The organism is Pseudarthrobacter sp. PvP004 (genome assembly GCF_017876035.1).
GTDB lineage: Bacteria > Actinomycetota > Actinomycetes > Actinomycetales > Micrococcaceae > Arthrobacter > Arthrobacter aurescens_A.
In genome coordinates, this window is sequence record NZ_JAGINL010000001.1 from 2,536,431 (window position 1) to 2,554,149 (window position 17,719).

The following is a 17,719-nucleotide window of genomic DNA, read 5'->3' on the forward strand; positions in this document are numbered from 1 at the left end:
TTTCCGGCGATCTCGCTGGTTTAGAATTCCCGAGTGAAGGTATCCGAACCCGCGCCCGGCGTCCATTTTGTTGAGGGGCCTGCGTCCAACTGGCTCATTGTCCGTGACGCTTCAGGCTTCATGTTGATCGACGGCGGCTATCCGGCGGACCGCGAGCTTGTCCTAGAGTCCATCCGAGGGCTCGGACTCGATCCCGCCGACGCCAAGGCAATGTTGATCACGCACGGACACGTGGACCATACAGGATCCGCGGCTTACTTCTCCCGGACCTTTGGCACACCCATCCTCTGCTCCCCCGAGGAACTTGCCCACGTTCAGGGCAAGGAGAAGCACCAGGTCACGTTCGGGCAGGTCCTCGTCAGGGCCTGGCGTCCCACGGTGTTCCGGTGGATGCTGCACGTCATCAAGGCCAAGGCCCTTCAGGCAGAGCCGGCCACGCACGCCGAAGCCTGGACGCCCGAAAAGCTCAAGGACCTTCCGGGGCAGCCCCAAGCGATCCTTCTACCCGGGCACACCCCCGGCAACGTGGCCCTGCTGCTGCCAACAGCCGGGGCGATCGCCGTGGGCGACTCGTTCGTCAGCGGCCACCCGATCAGCACCACGTCCGGCCCGCAGATGTTGCACCGGATGTACCACTCGGACCCGGCCGCCGCGCTCGCTTCGGCACGCTCCCTCGCTGCTGTCCAGGCGAAGGTGATCCTGCCAGGCCACGGAACTGCCCTGCATATGCCATTGACTGAGGCCCTCGCCGTGCTGCAAGTGTAGGGCCTGCGGAGCCCGCTTCGATGGTTCCCTGCCAGGAGTGCCGTGCGCACGGCATGATCAGCAGGGAACCCCCGAAACGGGCGCCGGCGTTGGAGCTACATGTGCACGTGCAGGCGCCGCGCGGCCTCCGAGATGGACCCGGTCAGCGACGGGTACACCGTGAAGGCGCTGGCTACGTCATCCACGTGGAGCTTCTGGGTGACAGCCACGGAGATCGGGAAGATGAGCTCCGAAGCATTCGGGCCCACCACCACGCCACCAATTACGGTCCCGGATCCCTTGCGTGCAATGATCTTGACGAAGCCGTCCTTGGTGTTGCGCATCTTGGCTCGGGCGTTGCTCAGCAAGGACAACATCACCACGTCGCCCTGGTACTTGCCCGAAGCGAGGTCTGCTTCTGAAACACCCACCGAGGCGATCTCCGGAGACGTGAAGATGTTCGACGCCACTTGATTGAGCTTGAGCGGCTTCACGCCGTCGCCCATGAAGTGTGCGATCGCGATGCGGCCCTGCATGGCGGCAACGGATGCCAGGGCGAAGACACCCGTGCAGTCGCCGGCAGCGTAAATGTTGGGGGCAGTGGTGCGGGAAACGCCGTCCACCTTGATGTGCCCGGACTCTGTGAGCGTCACGCCGGCTTCTTCGAGGCCGATGCCGGCGGTGTTGGGGATGGAGCCGACACATACCAGGCAATGCGAACCTGTCACGATCGATCCGTCACCCAAGGTGACCTTAACGCCGTCGTCCGTTCGCTCCACTGCGTTTGCACGGGACTTCGACAGAACGCGCACGCCGCGACGTTCGAAGACGCCTTCCAGCAGCTTGGCGGCGTCCGTGTCCTCGCCCGGGAGAACCTGGTCGCGGCTGGAGATCAGCGTGACGTTGGAGCCCAGGCCGTTGTAGGCGGATGCGAACTCGGCACCGGTGACGCCCGAACCCACCACGATCAGTTCTTCGGGAAGCTCGTCCAGGTTGTAGATCTGCGCCCAGTTGAGGATGCGTTCGCCGTCGGGCTTGGCGGTGGGGAGTTCACGCGGATGAGCGCCGACAGCCAACAGAATGGCATCGGCATCGATGGTGCGGATTCCGTCGATGGTCAGGACCTCGATGGTGTTGTTGTCCAGCAGTTTGCCGGAACCAATAACGATCTCCACACCCAGGCGCTCAAGGCCTGCACGGATGTCATCGGACTGCCCATGAGCCAGATTAAGCACGCGATCGTTGATGTGCTTGAGGTCGGCACGGGGCTTCGAAGCCGTACCGTCGCCGTCGAACTTCACACCGAGTTCGTCCGCCTCACCGACGCGGGTCATGAGGTCGGCGGTGGCAATAAGGGTTTTGGAAGGCACGACGTCGGTCAGCACCGCGGAGCCGCCGAGGCCTGCCCGCTCGATGATCGTGACGTGCGCGCCGAGCGAGGCGGCCACCATGGCAGCTTCATATCCACCGGGACCACCTCCCAGGATCGCGATACGGGGGGCACTAAAGTCAACTTGGGTGGTCACAGTCCTCAATTCTCGCTCATTGCCACGCCGGTTGCCACCCAGCCGAACCTCACTCCACCCGGGTCCCTACCAAAGTGCTGTAGCCGCAAGGTAGCTTGTACCAGTGAGTAACACTGAGCTGATGAACACTGACCCCTTTGAGGCCGCGAAGGCCGCCGCGGACTTCATCGCCGCGGAGACCGGCGTCGAGTCCCACGACGTGGCCCTGGTGCTCGGATCCGGATGGGCGGAGGCTGCCGATCTGATCGGCGAAACCACCGCCACATTGAACGCATCCGAGGTCCCGGGCTTCCACAAACCAGCGGTGGTGGGCCATGTTGGCACCATCCGCTCCGTCCTCACCAAGGAGGGCAAGCGCGCCTTGGTGTTAGGCGCCCGGACCCATTACTACGAAGGCCGGGGTGTACGGTCCGTAGTCCACGGCGTCCGCACGGCCGCGGCTGCCGGTTGCAAGACTCTGGTCCTCACCAACGGTTGCGGCGGGCTCAATGAAGACTGGACCCCGGGCACACCCGTTCTCATCAGTGACCACATCAACCTCACCGCAACCTCACCCCTTGAGGGCGCAACGTTCGTTGACCTCACCGACCTCTACTCCTCCCGGATCCGCGAGCTCGCCCGCGAAGTCGACTCCTCCCTGCAGGAGGGCGTGTACGCGCAGTTCACGGGGCCCCACTACGAGACTCCGGCAGAGGTCCAATACGCCAAGCGGATCGGCGCAGACCTGGTGGGCATGTCCACCGCCTTGGAAGCCATCGCCGGCCGCCATGCAGGCATGGAAGTTTTCGGTATCTCCCTGGTCACCAACCTCGCAGCCGGCATCAGCCCGGTTCCTTTGAGCCACGCGGAAGTCCTGGAAGCCGGACACGCAGCGGGCAAGCGGATCTCCACGCTTCTGGCGGAGATCATCGCCAAGCTCTGACCGCTACCTACAACAATGCGGGGTCACCTTACGGGTGGCCCCGCATTGCTGTTTAAGGGTGTGCGCTAACAATTCCACAGCGGAAGTAAACGCACAGTAAATTCTCAGGAAGAATCCGGTAGGTGACGCAACATTTGACCCGCATCGCACAGAAATGTCACGCGCGCACGTTGGCAATGTAAGCGCTTGCGCAAGTACCGGCGGGTAACCGCAAATGCTTGCGAAACACCCTTTTGATTTGGGACCTAACACGTGTCTAGCGTGGAGAGCGTTCCGGTAAGTCGACGTGCCGGAGCCACCGCGGCGGATAGCTACAAAGCTTCCCCGCACCTCGAAACGATGGCGTCCTTCGATGACGCCTACAGCGGATCGATGGACGCCTGAGTAGAGAACCCCCAACAGGGGGTCAGGGCATGCGCCCCACTCCACGAAGTCCAACACTCCGCGAGAAGAGCAAGCATGAACACGCACTCAACCCCTCAACGGCCGCGCCGCCGGTTGCGACAGGCCGTAGCCCTCGCAGCGGCGGCAGGCGTGGCCGGCAGCATCCTGCTGGTGACGCCAGCCGCGCAGGCCAACCTCCCGGCAGACCCGCCGTCGAGCACTATGCCGGCACCCACGCCCGGCTTCCCGCTGCCAACCACCCACACGCAGCAGGCATACGATCCCGCGGCTGACTTCACGTCCAAATGGACGCGAGCTGACGCCAAACAGATCATGGCCCAGAGCAACCCCAACGTTGCCCCCGGCCAGAACTCCATGAGCCCCAACGTCACCATGCCGGAAATCCCCAAGGACTTCCCGGCCATGAACGACGACGTCTGGGTCTGGGACACCTGGTCCCTGACGGACGAGAACGCAAACCAGATCAGCTACAAGGGCTGGGACGTCATCTTCGCCCTGGTTGCCGACCGGCACGCCGGATACGGCTTCGACCAGCGCCACTGGAACGCGCGGATCGGCTACTTCTTCCGGAAGACCAACGCCGATCCTGCCAAGGACAAATGGAACTACGGCGGACACTTGTTCCTGGACAACACGTCCATCGGCAACACTGAGTGGTCCGGTTCCACGCGCCTCATGCAGGGCAACAAGATCAACGTCTTCTACACCGCTACCACGTTCTACGACGTCGCTGAGCGAAATGCGGGCGGCGGCGGTATCGCTCCGGATGCCGTGATTGCCAAGGCACTGGGTAACATCCATGCCAACCAAAACGGCGTGACCTTCGACGGCTTCCAGCACACCAAACTGCTGGAGCCGGACGGAAAGCTGTACCAGAACAAAGCCCAGAACCCCGGCTTCGCGTTCCGTGACCCGTACACCTTCGCGGACCCGGCACATCCGGGCAAGACCTTCATGGTGTTCGAGGGCAACACCGGCGGCACCCGCGGCTCCTACAAGTGCAAGCAGGAAGACCTCGGCTACCAGCCGGGCGACCCCAACGCCGAAACCGTGGCCCAGGTCAACAGCACCGGCGCTTGGTACCAGACCGCAAACGTGGGCCTGGCAGTGGCGGACAACAAGGACCTCACCAAGTGGAGCTTCCTTCCGCCGATCCTGTCCGCCAACTGCGTCAACGACCAAACTGAGCGTCCGCAGATCTACATCCAGAACGAGAACGGCAAGAACAAGTACTACCTGTTCACCATCAGCCACCAGTTCACGTATGCAGATGGAATGCGCGGCCCCGACGGCGTGTACGGCTTTGTCGGCAACGGCGTCCGTTCGGACTACCAGCCGGTCAACAACAGCGGATTGGCCTTGGGCTCCCCGACGGACCTGAACATGCCGGCCAACGCGCCGGAGGGTCCGGATCCACGGCAGAACGGCCGCCAGTTCCAGGCCTATTCGCACTATGTGCAGCCCGGCGGCCTCGTCCAGTCCTTCATCGACAACGTGGACGGCGTCCGCGGCGGTTCCCTGTCACCCACCGTGAAGATGAACTTCAAGGCCGGCGTGACCCAGGTTGACCGCAGCTTCGGCCAGAACGGCCTCGGCCCGTTCGGCTACCTGCCCACCAACCTCCGCGTTGGCGGCGAAGGCCACTACAAGTAGGCCGTAACACCCTGGCCATGAGGCCGCGGCAGGGGTGTTGGCTCCAGAAGAGTCGGCATCCCTGCCACCCCCAAACCTTCAGGATTTCTCCCCCATGACTTACCCCAACCCCCACCTGTCCCGCCGCCACATGCTGGCCGCAAGTGCCGCCGTCGTGGTCGCCTTTTCTGCCGCGTCCTGCACAGCAAACCCGACGCCGGTGCCAACACCCTCGGGTCCGGCACCCACCGCTTCGGACCCTTGGCGGCCCGTAGCCCACCTGACGGCTGAGAAGAACTGGCTCAACGACCCCAACGGGCTCGTCTATCACGACGGGACCTACCACGCGTTTTATCAATACAACCCGCGTGGAAACTCGTGGGGCAACATGTCCTGGGGGCACTCCACCAGCAAGGATCTGATCCAGTGGGAACAGCAGCCCGTGGCCATGGAGGCGAGCCCTGAAGAAGAAATCTTCTCCGGCTGCATCGTGATGGATAAGAACAACGCTTCCGGTCTCGGCTCAGCCAAAAACCCACCCATGGTGGCTATCTACACCAGCGCGTACGGTAAGAACGGCGCTCTCCCGCAAGGCGCGCAGGCACAGTCGGTGGCCTTCAGCTTGGATAACGGAACCACGTGGCAGAAGTACCAAGGAAACCCTGTTCTGAACCTCGCACCCACCAACAACAACTTTCGCGACCCCAAAGTCACGTGGTACGAGCCCGGTCGCTACTGGGTGATGACCACTGTGGTGGCCGACGCCCAGGTGGTCAAGATGTTCAAGTCCACGGACCTCCTCCGCTGGGAATACCTGAGCGATTTCTCCGGCGTCGGTGCCCAAGGCGGGCTCTGGGAAGTACCTGAACTCATCCAGATGAACGTGGAGGACTCCACCGCGAAGAAGTGGGTGATGCTCCTGAGCATCAACCCCGGCGGCATTGCGGGCGGTTCGGGCATGCAGTACTTCGTGGGCGAATTCGACGGGACGCGCTTTACGGCCGAAGATGCGGCCGCTCCCGACGCGCCGCTCGACGAATCCCAGTGGCTGGACCACGGCGCCGACTACTACGCCGCGAACTCCATCTCGGGCGCGCCCGGGGACAAACCCGTTCTTTTGGGGTGGATGGGCAATTGGGACTACGCCCAGGATGTGCCCACCACGCCATGGCGCGGCTCCATGGCAATTCCCCGCGAACTCACCTTAGTTCGGGGCGACAAGAGGTTTGAGTTGCGATCCGCCATTGCCGGCGCTGCGCGGGAAGCGATGGAACACTCCGGTGAAGTGAAGAGCAAAAACCTCACCGTCGGCTCTTCACCGAAGGACCTTGGCCAGGACTTCAAGGGCCGTACGCAACTGATCGAGCTGGAGATGGACCTGGCCTCCGCTCGCGAGGCGGGCGTTCTCCTCCGCCAATCATCCGGCTCCGACTCCGGGCTGCGCATCTCCTATAACAAGGAAACACGCACTGTCAGGGTGGACCGTTCCAAGGCCGGAACCAGCAACTTCTCCGAGAAATTCAGCCCATTTCACCAAGTGGCCTTGCCCTCCCCCAGCAGCAAGGTCCATCTCACGATCCTCCTGGACTCGTCCTCGGTGGAAGTCTTCGCTGCGGGTGGAAGGGCAGTTGTTTCGGACACCTTCTTCCCGGACTGGGACAACACCGGTGCCTCGGTCTTCAGCATGGAGGGCGACACGGACTTCACGGTCACGTCCCGAACTCTCTAGACCCGCCGAGGGGCGGGATCTCACCCTTTACAACCACTCTTAAAGGCGAGATCTCACTCCTCGTTGCCCCTGAAGCGCTCATTGAGGATAGTTTTGTCCCTATGACATCCAGCGATGCCGCATTTGAACAGCTGATCACCGACGCCCGCCAATGGGCCTCCCAAGACCCGGACCCGGCGACGTCGGCCGCTCTCGTCGAGCTGGCCGACCTCGCCAGCGGCGGTGACGCGGGAGCTGTCCAGGAACTGGGCGACAGCTTCAACGGCACGCTTCAGTTCGGCACAGCCGGTCTCCGCGCAGCGCTCGGCCCGGGCCCCAACCGGATGAACCGCGTCGTCGTCCGCCGGGCAGCGGCAGGCTTGGCAGCCTTCCTCACCGAAGTGGTGGCCGCAGCTGCGCCGGGAACCCGGCCGCGCGCCGTCGTCGGTTACGATGCCCGCTACAACTCGGACATCTTCGCTGAAGAAACGGCCGCGATCTTCACAGCCGCCGGCATCGAGACGTTCCTCATGCCGGCAGCGCTTCCGACGCCGTTGCTCGCCTATGCGGTCCGGTCACTGGATTGCGACGGCGGCGTGATGGTCACAGCGAGCCACAACCCGCCGCAGGACAACGGCTACAAGGTCTACCTTGGGCGGCACGCCGTGTCCGAAAGCGGGCGCGGTTCGCAGATCGTGGCACCGTACGACGCCGAGATCGCCGCGAAGATCGAAGCCGTAGGCGCGCTGGATTCGATTGAACTCGCGGACAGCGGATGGACTGTGCTGCCAACAACCATCGCCTCCGACTATGAAGCCGCGATGGCGGGATTGGTGGATCGGGAACACTTTCCGGCCCGCGACCTCAAGATCGTCCTGACGCCCATGCACGGGGTCGGCGGCGAAACGGCCGTCTCCGTGTTGAACGCCGCCGGTTTCACCGACGTCACGCTCGTGGCCGAACAGGCCGAGCCGGACCCGGACTTCCCCACCGTCGCCTTCCCCAACCCGGAGGAGCCCGGCGCGCTGGACCTGGCCCTTGCGGCAGCCGCTGAGTCGGGTGCGGACATCGTTTTGGCCAACGATCCCGACGCCGATCGGGCTGCGGTTGCTGCGTTGGATCCCGCCACGGGAGCCTGGCGGATGCTCAGGGGTGATGAAGTGGGGGCGCTCTTGGGTGCGCACGTCGTGGCGCGTATGGCTGCCGGGGCCGGGGACGAGCCGCAGACCGGCGTCTTCGCCAACTCGATCGTGTCCTCCCGGCTGCTCTCGCGCATCGCGGCCGCAGCAGGGTACGCCCACGAGGAAACACTCACAGGCTTCAAATGGATTTCGCGGGTCCCCGGTCTCACCTACGGGTACGAGGAGGCGCTGGGATACTGCGTGGCACCGGACCTGGTGCGCGACAAGGACGGCATTTCAGCAGCAGTGCTGATTGCGGAACTCGCGGCAACTGCCAAGGCTGAGGGCAAGACGATCTTCGACACCCTGGATGACTTGTATCTGGTGCACGGGCTCCATGCGAGCGACCAGCTCAGTATCAGGGTGGCGGATCTGGGTCTTTTGGACGCCATGATGAACCGCCTGCGGGTCAATCCGCCGGAAGCGTTCGGGGGCTCCGCCGTCGAGGTTACCGCTGATCTCGCGGAAGGATGCGAAAACCTGCCGCCCACGGACGGCCTGCTGTACCTGACACGGGACCAGAGCCGCGTCATCATCCGCCCCAGTGGCACGGAGCCAAAACTCAAGTGCTACCTGGAAGTCATCCAAGCCGTGGAGTCGGCCGCGGAGCTTCCCGCTGCACGCCAAGCAGCGCGAACATCCCTGGACGATGTTCTCAGGGATGTCCGCGAAGCGTTGGGCTTGTAGGACTTTTAGAGTTCAACTTCGATGAAGCCATCCACCAAACGGGTGGCAAAGGCCGCGAGCTTGAGTTCCTGGTTGGTGAAGCATTCGCCGGTTTCGAGGTCGTAGACCTCTTTGTGCAGCGGCGACGCGATGGTCGGACGGCTTCCGCGGGATCCAATGATTCCGCGGGCCATGACGTTGGCGAGAGTCGCCGGGTCCTGCTGTGCCACAGCGAAGACCTCGGTGGGCGCTGTGCGGAACAGCGCAATTTGACGGCCGGCGATCAGCGCAGCCTCGCCCCAAGCCAGTTCGAGTTCATCCACCGGGCAAACACGGTGCCATGTGGCGGTGGTGGTCAGGTCCTCGGCCCTGTCAAGAATTACGGTCATTTCAGCCCCTCTCACTGTGTCCGGGTGCTGGCATTTCCACCGTCACTCCCCCGGACCGGGCCACACTTGCGGCCACTACTCCAAGCTAGGACCCGGGTGTTTCATCGGTTGTCCGGGTTTGTGTCCAATGCGTAAAAGAGACCTCACACCTCGCGAAATGCGTTCGTGATGCAGAAGTTAAGATCACGAAACATAAGGGAAACTGAAGCGAAACTGCCCGTCCCTAGGCTGGAAGCACAAGTTGCGGAGATCCGTCTGCAACATCTGCGAAAGGCCCACCAGTGACCGGACACACTTCAAGTACAGAGAACCCGCGCCGCATCGTCGTCGTCGGCGGCGGCCCCGCTGCCCACCGTTTCGCCGATGCCATGGTCAATCGCGGACTTGAAGGTTGGCAGGTTACGGTGCTCACCGAAGAGGCCCACCTCCCCTACGACCGCGTTGCGCTGAGCAAGGCCCTCACGGAAACCGACGTGGACCTCACCTTGGGCGATGCGTCCATGTGGGACCACGAAGCCCTGACTTTGGTCACCGGCGAGCGGGCCGTGAAGATCGACTCCGTTGCCAAGAGCGTCCTCACCGCCGCCGGCAACAAGTACGAATACGACCACCTGGTGGTGGCTTCCGGTTCCGACGCGGCCCGACTCCCCATCCCGGGTTCCGAACACACCCACGTTTACCGCACGCTCGAGGATGTCTGGGCCATTAACAAGGCCATCGCCGAGCTGCGCGAAAAGCTGGGCCGCAAGGTCAACGCGGTCACCATTGGTGGCGGTTTGCTCGGACTTGAGTCCGCTGCCGGTACCGAGCAGTTGGGCGCCACACCGATCGTCATCAACGGCGCACCGTGGCTGATGAACACCCAACTGGATGAGGGCGCGGGCCAGGCGCTCGGCCGCCTGATTGAAGCCAAGGGCTTCGAAGTGCACGGAGGCGTGTTCCCCTCCGAGGTAGTAACGGACGACGACGGCAACGTCACCGGTGTTTTGATGGCCGACGGCCGCACCATTGACGCGGACCTCGTGATCGTGGCTATCGGCGTCAAGCCCCGCGACGACCTCTTCCGTGCGGCGGAGGGCGAAGAGCAGCTCTTCAGCCTTGGCCAGCGAGGCGGCGTTGTCATCAATGATTTCTGTGCCACCGAAGTGGACGGCATTTGGGCCATCGGTGAAGTGGCCAACTTCGAGGGCATGTGCCTGGGTCTCGTGGCTCCTGCCAACACCATGGCTGAGATCGTGGCCGACCGCCTGCACGGCGGCGAAGCAACGTTCCCCGGCTTTGATACGGCCACCAAGCTCAAGTTGTCCGGCGTTGACGTGGCCAGCTTCGGCGACGCGTTTGCCCGGACCGAGCACTCCCTGGAAATCGTGTACGCCGACCCCGCTCGTGGCGTTTACCAGAAGATTGTCACCACCGATGATGCGAAGACTCTCCTGGGCGGCATCTTCGTGGGCGACGCTTCACCGTACATGAGCCTCCGCCCGCTCCTGGGCCGCGAGCTGTCCGCCGAGCCCGGCGCATACCTGAGCGCTGCCGGTGGTGGTGAGGCTCCGGAGACCGAGCTTCCGGACGATGCCATCCTGTGCTCCTGCAACAACGTGGCCGCCGGAACCATTCGCGACACCATCAACGGCTGCGGTGCCTGCGAGGGCAACTCCCCCGTGCAGGAACTCGGCGAGCTGAAGGGCTGCACCCGGGCCGGCACCCAGTGTGGTTCGTGCGTTCCCATGCTCAAAAAGCTCCTTGAAGGCGAACTGAAGAAGTCCGGCATTGAGGTTTCCAAGGCACTGTGCGAGCACATCAGCCTCTCCCGCCAGGAACTCTTCGACGCCATCCGCGTCCTGGAGCTCACGTCCTTCGAGGACATTATGGCCAAGTACGGCACGGGCGCGGGTTGCGATATCTGCAAGCCCACCATCGCCTCTATCCTGGCCAGCCAGCACTCCGCTTATGTGCTGGATGCCGGCCGCGGCTCCCTGCAGGACACTAACGACCGTGCTTTGGCGAACATGCAGAAGGACGGCACCTACTCGGTGGTCCCCCGCATCGCCGGTGGTGAGATCACGCCGAAGGGCCTGGGCGTCATCGCAGCCGTCGCTGAGAAGTACAACCTCTACACCAAGATCACCGGCGGCCAGCGTATCGACATGTTCGGTGCCCGGCTTGAGCAGCTCCCGGACATTTGGAAGGAACTGGTGGACGCCGGCTTCGAGTCCGGGCAGGCTTACGGTAAGAGCCTTCGCACGGTGAAATCCTGCGTTGGTTCTACTTGGTGCCGATTTGGTGTGCAGGATTCGGTGGCCATGGCCATCGCCTTGGAGCTGCGTTACCGCGGCCTCCGCAGCCCGCACAAGCTGAAGATGGGTGTTTCCGGTTGCGCCCGTGAGTGTGCCGAAGCCCGCGGTAAGGACGTCGGCGTGATTGCCACGGCTGATGGTTGGAACCTTTACGTCGGCGGTAACGGCGGTGCCACCCCGGCGCACGCCCAACTGCTCGCAAAGGACCTGGACGACGAAACCCTGCTGAAGTACATCGACCGCTACCTCATGTACTACATCCGCACCGCTGACCGCCTCCAGCGCACCGCGCGCTGGCAGGAAGAGCTCGACGGCGGCATCAAGCACGTGGAAGAAGTAGTGGTCAACGACTCCTTGGGCATCGCCGAAGAGCTTGAAGCCGCCATGGCCAAGCACATCGATACCTATGAGGACGAGTGGGCCGAGACCCTGAAGGACCCGGAGCGCCTCCGCCGTTTCCGTTCCTTCGTCAACGCCCCCAACCAGAAGGACGAGTCCATCTCCTTCGTTCCGGAGCGCGGCCAGATCCGTCCGGCCACCAACGAGGAAAAGGGCGGCGTGCTCATCGCTTCCACTATCCCGGTCCGCAGCGAAACCGTCGGCGCAGAAAACTAGGGGTCCACCATGCAGCTCACCATTGATCTCACCGGCCGTGACGTCCTTGTCACGGGATCTGAAAAGTCCGCCCGCCAAGCGGTGCGCCGCTACCAGAGCTCCGGCGCCAACGTTTACCGGCTCAGCACCCCTGAAGGTGTACCGGGCGACGGTCAGCTCCCCGAGCGCCCGTTCCTGGTGGCGGTAGTGGACGACGGCGAGGTTGGCTGGCTGCCGTTGGTGGAACGCTGCCGCGACGCCGGGATTCCCGTTGCGTTTGAGCCTGCACCTGGCGCCGACGGCCATGTGACCCTTGTGGGTGGAGGTCCGGGAGCCGTGGATCTGCTCACGGTGGGTGCCGTGGACGCCCTGCGCGATGCCGACGTGGTGTTTTATGATCGGCTGGCTCCCTATCAGAAGTTGGCAGAGCTGACGTCTGCGGAACTGGTGGACGTTGGAAAGCAGCCCGGGCTCCACAAGGTGACGCAGAGGGACATCGAGAAGCTCATGGTGGAAGCTGCGCTGCTGGGCAAGAATGTTGTCCGGCTCAAGGGCGGCGATCCGTACGTGTTCGGCCGCGGCGGCGAAGAAGTGGCTGCCTGTGTTGCTGCCGGGGTCCCGGTCAGAGTCATCTCCGGTGTCACCAGTGCCATCTCTGTTCCGGCCGCAGCCGGAATTCCGGTGACGCACCGCGAGGTGAGCCACATGTTCACCGTGGTTTCCGGCCACGCTCCTTTGACGGAGAAGGAACACACACACCTTGCCGGCCTTGGTGGGACGATCGTGGTCCTCATGGGCATTGGGACCTTGCCCCAGCTGGCGGCCGGACTGCGCGGTGCGGGCATGAATTCGGACATGCCCATGGCCGTGGTGGAACGCGGGTACCGCCCGGGACAGCGCACCACCATCGCCGATCTGGGTACCATCGAAACAGCAGCCACCGGCTGCAGCAACCCGGCCGTGTTGGTCATCGGCGAGGTGGTCCGGGTGGCTGAAGCCAACCGGAATCATGCCGAAGCATCCGCTGAACTGAGCCGACTCGCGGCTTCGCTCCTTGAAGCCTGAAGGTAAGAACACATGACTGTTGCACGTGCCATCGAAGTCCAGGACGCTACTGCCGCACCGGAAGTTTCCGAAGCCGTAGAAGCGCCGCTGGATGGATTCCGCATTGGCGTCACCTCGCACCGCCGTTCCCGTGACCTCATCGAGGCACTGGAGCGCCGCGGTGCGAGCGTGTTGCACGCCCCCGCCTTGAAGATCGCCCCTGTGCAGGAGGACATGGTCCTCATCGAGGACACGCGCACCATCATCGCGGCCAAGCCTGATATCTGCATCGCCACTACGGCCTACGGGATGCGTCGCTGGTGTGAGGCCGCCGATTCCTTTGGCATCGGCGAGCAACTCCTGGAAACCCTGTCCGCCTGCCGCATGTTCGTCCGTGGGCCCAAAGCCCGCGGCGCCGTGCGGGCGGCCGGTCTTGCCGACGTCGGAATCAGCAGTGACGAAACCACCGCGACGCTGGTGGACATGCTGCTGGCCGAAGGCGTGCGCGGCAAGACGGTGGCCGTGCAACTGCACGGATACACGGATGTGCGCCAGCTGGAACGGCTCCGCATGTCCGGGGCCACTGTCCTTACAGTGACTCCGTACCGTTGGGTGAAGCCCGACGGCGAAGACAAACTGCCGCGCCTGATCGAAGCCGTGGTCAGCGGCAACCTCGATGTGTTGACCTTTACCAGCGCCCCGGCCGTGGACGCGATGTGGAGCACTGCGCACGAAATGGGCCTCTACCGCCAGCTCATCGAGGCCTTGAAGGGTCCGGTAACTGTTGCGGCCGTTGGACCGGTCACCGCACAGCCGCTGGTCGACGCCGGGCTGACGCCACTGATTCCCGACCGTTACCGGATGGGTGCGCTCATCAGGCTGGTGACCGAACATTTGTCCCTCAACCATGTGCGGCGTTTGGAGACCAAGAGCGCCACCATTGAGTTGCGCGGGCGCTGCTTGCGTATCAACGGTGAGGTGGTGGATCTCGCACCGGCTCCCCTGCTCCTGCTGCGAGCGCTGCTCGGCGCGGGTGGGGCTGTCCTGTCCCGGGAAGCTCTTTCTGACCTGTTGGACCTGCGCGGTTCGGTGCACGCCTTGGATATGACAGTGAGCAGGCTGCGGTCCTCTCTTCCGGACGGCAAGCTCGTGGAAACCGTGGTGAAGCGCGGTTACCGGCTGCGGGCTTAGATTCTCTGACACGCTACGCCGCCTTCACTAAGGGGAGTTCGTCCCAGTTGGTGGTGTAGCGGGGGCTGAGCATGTCGCGTTTCATGGACCAGTCCGGGCCGCCCTTGATTCCGGCATGACCCAGACCGATGGAACCGCGGCCGTACCGCTTGCTGACTTGCTCCAGCAAGGTGCCGATCCCGCGTTCCTCATGCCGGTTCTCGAAGATCTCCAACGGTTTCTGGTTGCCGCTTGGCCGGAGATCCGTGACCATGATCCCGGCTTTGGCGTACTTCACGCCTTCCTGGATCTTTGGAACCAGTGCGTGCGCGGCCTTGGTCAGCAGCACGGGATCCGAGGTCGGCATGGGCAGCCTGACGTTGACTGTGGGGAATGATTTGTCGTTCGGGTTATAGACCGATGTTGCGGCAAAGGCAGTCAGCAGCTTGGCCTGAAGATCATGTTTGGCCAGCCTGGCACTGGCCATTTGGCCGTAGACGCTGAGCACCTGCCGCAACTCGGCTGCAGTGGTAATCGGTGTGGAGAAGGAACGGGAGAAAATTAGCTGGTCCCGTCCTATCCGTTCCTCCTCCATGGGGATGCAGGGCGTGCCCTGCAGTTCCAAAATGGTCCGCATCATGACGATGGAAAACTTGTCCCGCAACGCCACCGGGTCGGCGCGGACCAGGTCCAGGATCGAGAAGATTCCCATCGCATTCAAGCGTTTGGTGAGCCTGGTGGCCACGCCCCAGATCTCGATTACCGAAAGCCGTGCCATCAGTGCTTCGCGTTGGACTTCCGGGATGGAGTCCCAACGGCACACTCCCTTGAAGGCCGGATTGTGCTTGGCCCACTTGTTGGCAAGCTTGGCCAGGGTCTTGGTGCGCGCGATTCCTACGCAGACGGGAACCCCAACGTGCTGCTGGCACGCGGCCTTGATAGTCCGTCCCAGCTCCAGCAGATCGTCCGGTTGTCCCTTCACTCCAAGGAACGCCTCATCAATGGAGTACACCTCCTGCCATGCCGAGTACCGGGCCAGAAGCTCCATGACCCGCGAGCTGATGTCTCCATACAGTTCGTAGTTGCTTGAGAGTGCCACGAGCCCCCACTCCTTGGCGCGCGGAGCAAGCTTGAACCACGGCTCCCCAAGTCCTATCCCCAGCTTTTTGGCCTCCGGCGACCTTGTCACGGCGCAGCCGTCGTTGTTGGACAGGACGATCAGCGGTTTGCCCTCCAACGCCGGGTTAAAGGCCCGCTCCGCCGAGGCATAGAAGCAGTTGATATCCACGTGGGCAATCTCCTGCATCCGGTGCATGAGCGCTGGCTTGGACATTTCCATCCCTTGATCGGCAATAGCACGCGCGCCCCTGTTTCAGTGCAGGACACGCCGTGCATTCGAACATATATTCGAATACTTCTACTGTACCTTTTGGCCCCGACAAAAACTTCGCTGCCCAATGGATCCAGAGGATTTCATGGAGTCTTCCGTGTTCCTCAACCGTCTGACCGCAGTTCGTTGGAACAACGCCGTATTAGCCAGCTACGTCAGGAACCTGCCGTTCTCTGAGCAGGGATTTAGCTGCCGTTACTGGCCATGCTGGCTCTCAAGTGTTTCCGGGCTCTTGAGTAGCGAGTCCTGGCAGCCGTTGCCGACAATCCCAACAGGGCGCCGGCCTCGGCCACTCCGAAGCCATCCCACAAGCGTGCAGTCCTGAGGTTCGAAGACATAGACCAAGAACTGGGGACCCGCATTCACGACCCATTCAGCGGAGGCGTAGGCAGAGCCTAGAGGGATCCGGATAAAGAACCGGAGAGCTGGCAGCCAACAAAAAGCATCCCGCCCGCCGGACTGTGGAAAGTCCGGCGGGCGGGATGCGGCGATACGAAAAAGCCGGGACGCTGCGGGGCGGAAAGGCTAGGAAACTCCAGCCGATTCTTTTTTGTGCACCAGGTAGATGGCACCCGTGGTCACATCTTCTTCGAGTGCCTCCAGCGTGCGTCCGCGGGTTTCGGGAACCTGCGTGTAGATGAAAATGAGGGCCAGGATTCCAACTATTCCAAAGAGGAAGAACGTTCCCGTGATCCCGACGCCGGCTACCAGCGTGGGGAAGAAGAGGCCCAGGAGTGCGTTGGCGATCCAGAGGCAGAACACCGATAGGCCGATGGCGAAACCGCGAACATGCAGCGGGAAGATCTCGGACAACATCACCCACACGGCGATGTTCAGGAAGGTCTGCATGGATCCTACAAACGCGACCACCAGGAACAAGATGACGAACGGGCGTGCGGCATTGCCGACCGGCAGGACGATGGATGCGATGCCGATGAGGAAGTGGCACACGGTGGTCAGCGTGAAGCCCAAAAGCAGCGTGGTGCGACGATTGACGCGCTGCATGAGAGTCAACGCAATCACGCCACCAACTACGGCGATCACGCCTGGTGCGATGTTGGCGATGAGGGCAGCATTGGAGTCGAACCCTGCCTCAACCAACACAGACTGGCCGTAGTACATGATCGAGTTGATGCCCGTCAGCTGCTGGGCAACACCCAGGCCAATGCCCACCAGGATGATGCGCAGGATCCATTTGTCCTTCAGCGCGCCCCAGGATGTGGCCTTGGAGGCCCGCTCTTCGTCGGCGAGGTGCTTTACATCGGCCATTTCAGCCTCGGCCCGCTCCTCGGAGCGAATGGTCTTCAGGACCACCAAGGCTTCTTCCCAGCGCCCCTTCGAGATGAGCCAACGCGGCGACTCGGGCATCCGCAGCATGCCGAAGAACAAAGCGATGGCAGGCAGTGCGGCGATGGCGAGCATGATGCGCCACACTCCCCCGAACTCACCCCAGACGTTGCCAATGATGGCGTTGACCACGAAGGCCGCGAGCTGACCGATGACGATCATGAGTTCATTCCGGCCGGCCAGGGAGCCTCGGATTTCGTACGGTGCCAACTCTGCGAGGAATACGGGGACCACCGTGGAGGCGCCGCCCACGGCCAGGCCGAGAATGACGCGCCCCAGCACCATCACTTCAAAGCTCGGCGCGAAAACGCAGGCGACGGTTCCGGCAAAGAACAGCACGGCCAGCAGGATGATCGTCTTGCGGCGACCCCAACCGTCAGACAACCGACCGCCGCCGACTGCACCGGCAGCCGCTCCGAACAAAAGCGAGCTGGTGACAATCCCTTCAGTCAACGGCGTAAGGCCGAGATCGGCCGTCATAGGCCGCAGTGCGCCATTGATAACGCCCGTGTCGTAGCCGAAGAGGAGACCGCCGAAGGTGGCTACCAGTGCGACGAGCCCCAGGCGCTTTCGGTGCGGGCCATTGGTCAGCGGAGGGAGCGAAACGCCGTTGGCGCCTCCCCGCTGCGTTTGCGTAGCAGACATCAGGACTCCTTTGTCAGTGTGGCGCGGGTCATATCCACCCGCTCTGAATACAGACTAAC

General features: G+C 63.0%; 14 protein-coding genes. 9 read left to right on the top strand and 5 right to left on the bottom strand.

Going from position 1 to position 17,719, the window contains the following annotated elements:
- Nucleotides 1-33: 33 nt before the first annotated feature.
- Nucleotides 34-765, top strand: coding sequence for an MBL fold metallo-hydrolase (locus J3A64_RS11355; RefSeq protein ID WP_011774126.1), 732 nt, complete (start codon nucleotides 34-36; stop codon nucleotides 763-765).
- A 95-nt stretch (nucleotides 766-860) separates the two neighbouring features.
- Here the strand turns inward: J3A64_RS11355 and J3A64_RS11360 are convergent, their stop codons facing one another.
- Nucleotides 861-2,270 carry an NAD(P)H-quinone dehydrogenase gene (locus tag J3A64_RS11360; RefSeq protein ID WP_011774125.1) on the bottom strand — a complete coding sequence of 470 codons (1,410 nt, stop codon included), beginning with the start codon at nucleotides 2,268-2,270 and terminating at the stop codon, nucleotides 861-863.
- A gap of 121 nt (nucleotides 2,271-2,391) precedes the next feature.
- Between J3A64_RS11360 and J3A64_RS11365 the strand changes: the two genes are divergently transcribed.
- The 5 genes from J3A64_RS11365 to J3A64_RS11380 all read left to right on the top strand — a co-directional run bounded on the left by J3A64_RS11365 (nucleotide 2,392) and on the right by J3A64_RS11380 (nucleotide 8,805).
- The gene (locus J3A64_RS11365; protein ID WP_014921168.1) at nucleotides 2,392-3,192 is read left to right on the top strand and encodes a purine-nucleoside phosphorylase; all 801 of its coding nucleotides are present in this window, start codon (nucleotides 2,392-2,394) and stop codon (nucleotides 3,190-3,192) included.
- 252 nt (nucleotides 3,193-3,444) lie between these two features.
- A complete protein-coding gene (locus J3A64_RS23695) occupies nucleotides 3,445-3,576 on the top strand; it encodes a hypothetical protein (protein WP_272941667.1) in 132 nt (43 codons plus the stop codon).
- A gap of 75 nt (nucleotides 3,577-3,651) precedes the next feature.
- Complete coding sequence (locus J3A64_RS11370) at nucleotides 3,652-5,250, top strand: glycoside hydrolase family 68 protein (protein WP_014921167.1); 1,599 nt, start codon at nucleotides 3,652-3,654, stop codon at nucleotides 5,248-5,250.
- 94 nt (nucleotides 5,251-5,344) lie between these two features.
- Entirely contained in the window at nucleotides 5,345-6,958 is a 1,614-nt protein-coding gene (locus tag J3A64_RS11375; protein WP_286176263.1) for a glycoside hydrolase family 32 protein, read from the top strand.
- Nucleotides 6,959-7,059: 101 nt separating this feature from the next.
- Nucleotides 7,060-8,805 carry a phospho-sugar mutase gene (locus J3A64_RS11380; protein WP_210064329.1) on the top strand — a complete coding sequence of 582 codons (1,746 nt, stop codon included), beginning with the start codon at nucleotides 7,060-7,062 and terminating at the stop codon, nucleotides 8,803-8,805.
- Between the two features lie 5 nt (nucleotides 8,806-8,810).
- On the opposite strand, the gene nirD is transcribed toward J3A64_RS11380, so the two are convergent.
- A complete protein-coding gene (gene nirD / locus J3A64_RS11385; protein WP_210064330.1) occupies nucleotides 8,811-9,173 on the bottom strand; it encodes a nitrite reductase small subunit NirD in 363 nt (120 codons plus the stop codon).
- Between the two features lie 281 nt (nucleotides 9,174-9,454).
- Between nirD and nirB the strand changes: the two genes are divergently transcribed.
- From nirB to J3A64_RS11400, 3 genes are read left to right on the top strand one after another with little or no spacing between them, the layout of a single operon-like run.
- Nucleotides 9,455-12,085, top strand: coding sequence for a nitrite reductase large subunit NirB (gene nirB / locus J3A64_RS11390; protein WP_014921163.1), 2,631 nt, complete (start codon nucleotides 9,455-9,457; stop codon nucleotides 12,083-12,085).
- Between the two features lie 9 nt (nucleotides 12,086-12,094).
- A complete protein-coding gene (gene cobA, locus J3A64_RS11395) occupies nucleotides 12,095-13,129 on the top strand; it encodes a uroporphyrinogen-III C-methyltransferase (protein WP_210064331.1) in 1,035 nt (344 codons plus the stop codon).
- Nucleotides 13,130-13,141: 12 nt separating this feature from the next.
- Nucleotides 13,142-14,299, top strand: coding sequence for a uroporphyrinogen-III synthase (locus J3A64_RS11400; protein ID WP_014921161.1), 1,158 nt, complete (start codon nucleotides 13,142-13,144; stop codon nucleotides 14,297-14,299).
- A 13-nt stretch (nucleotides 14,300-14,312) separates the two neighbouring features.
- On the opposite strand, the gene J3A64_RS11405 is transcribed toward J3A64_RS11400, so the two are convergent.
- From J3A64_RS11405 to J3A64_RS11415, 3 genes are all read right to left on the bottom strand, one after another.
- Entirely contained in the window at nucleotides 14,313-15,611 is a 1,299-nt protein-coding gene (locus tag J3A64_RS11405; RefSeq protein WP_014921160.1) for a Y-family DNA polymerase, read from the bottom strand.
- Nucleotides 15,612-15,853: 242 nt separating this feature from the next.
- Entirely contained in the window at nucleotides 15,854-16,030 is a 177-nt protein-coding gene (locus J3A64_RS24120) for a sigma factor-like helix-turn-helix DNA-binding protein (RefSeq protein WP_374100546.1), read from the bottom strand.
- Nucleotides 16,031-16,193: 163 nt separating this feature from the next.
- Nucleotides 16,194-17,660 (bottom strand): sugar porter family MFS transporter, encoded by a 1,467-nt coding sequence (locus J3A64_RS11415; RefSeq protein WP_011774095.1) that lies wholly within the window; start codon nucleotides 17,658-17,660, stop codon nucleotides 16,194-16,196.
- Between the last annotated feature and the right edge of the window lie 59 nt (nucleotides 17,661-17,719).

Excerpts from the sequence above, each read along its gene's own strand:
- J3A64_RS11365 (WP_014921168.1), top strand. The coding sequence starts at position 2,392 with ATGAACACTGACCCCTTTGAGGCCGCGAAGGCCGCCGCGGACTTCATC.
- J3A64_RS11370 (WP_014921167.1), top strand. The coding sequence starts at position 3,652 with ATGAACACGCACTCAACCCCTCAACGGCCGCGCCGCCGGTTGCGACAG.
- J3A64_RS11375 (WP_286176263.1), top strand. The coding sequence starts at position 5,345 with ATGACTTACCCCAACCCCCACCTGTCCCGCCGCCACATGCTGGCCGCA.
- J3A64_RS11380 (WP_210064329.1), top strand. The coding sequence starts at position 7,060 with ATGACATCCAGCGATGCCGCATTTGAACAGCTGATCACCGACGCCCGC.
- nirD (WP_210064330.1), bottom strand. The coding sequence starts at position 9,173 with ATGACCGTAATTCTTGACAGGGCCGAGGACCTGACCACCACCGCCACA.
- cobA (WP_210064331.1), top strand. The coding sequence starts at position 12,095 with ATGCAGCTCACCATTGATCTCACCGGCCGTGACGTCCTTGTCACGGGA.
- J3A64_RS11400 (WP_014921161.1), top strand. The coding sequence starts at position 13,142 with ATGACTGTTGCACGTGCCATCGAAGTCCAGGACGCTACTGCCGCACCG.
- J3A64_RS11405 (WP_014921160.1), bottom strand. The coding sequence starts at position 15,611 with ATGTCCAAGCCAGCGCTCATGCACCGGATGCAGGAGATTGCCCACGTG.
- J3A64_RS24120 (WP_374100546.1), bottom strand. The coding sequence starts at position 16,030 with ATGCGGGTCCCCAGTTCTTGGTCTATGTCTTCGAACCTCAGGACTGCA.
- J3A64_RS11415 (WP_011774095.1), bottom strand. The coding sequence starts at position 17,660 with ATGTCTGCTACGCAAACGCAGCGGGGAGGCGCCAACGGCGTTTCGCTC.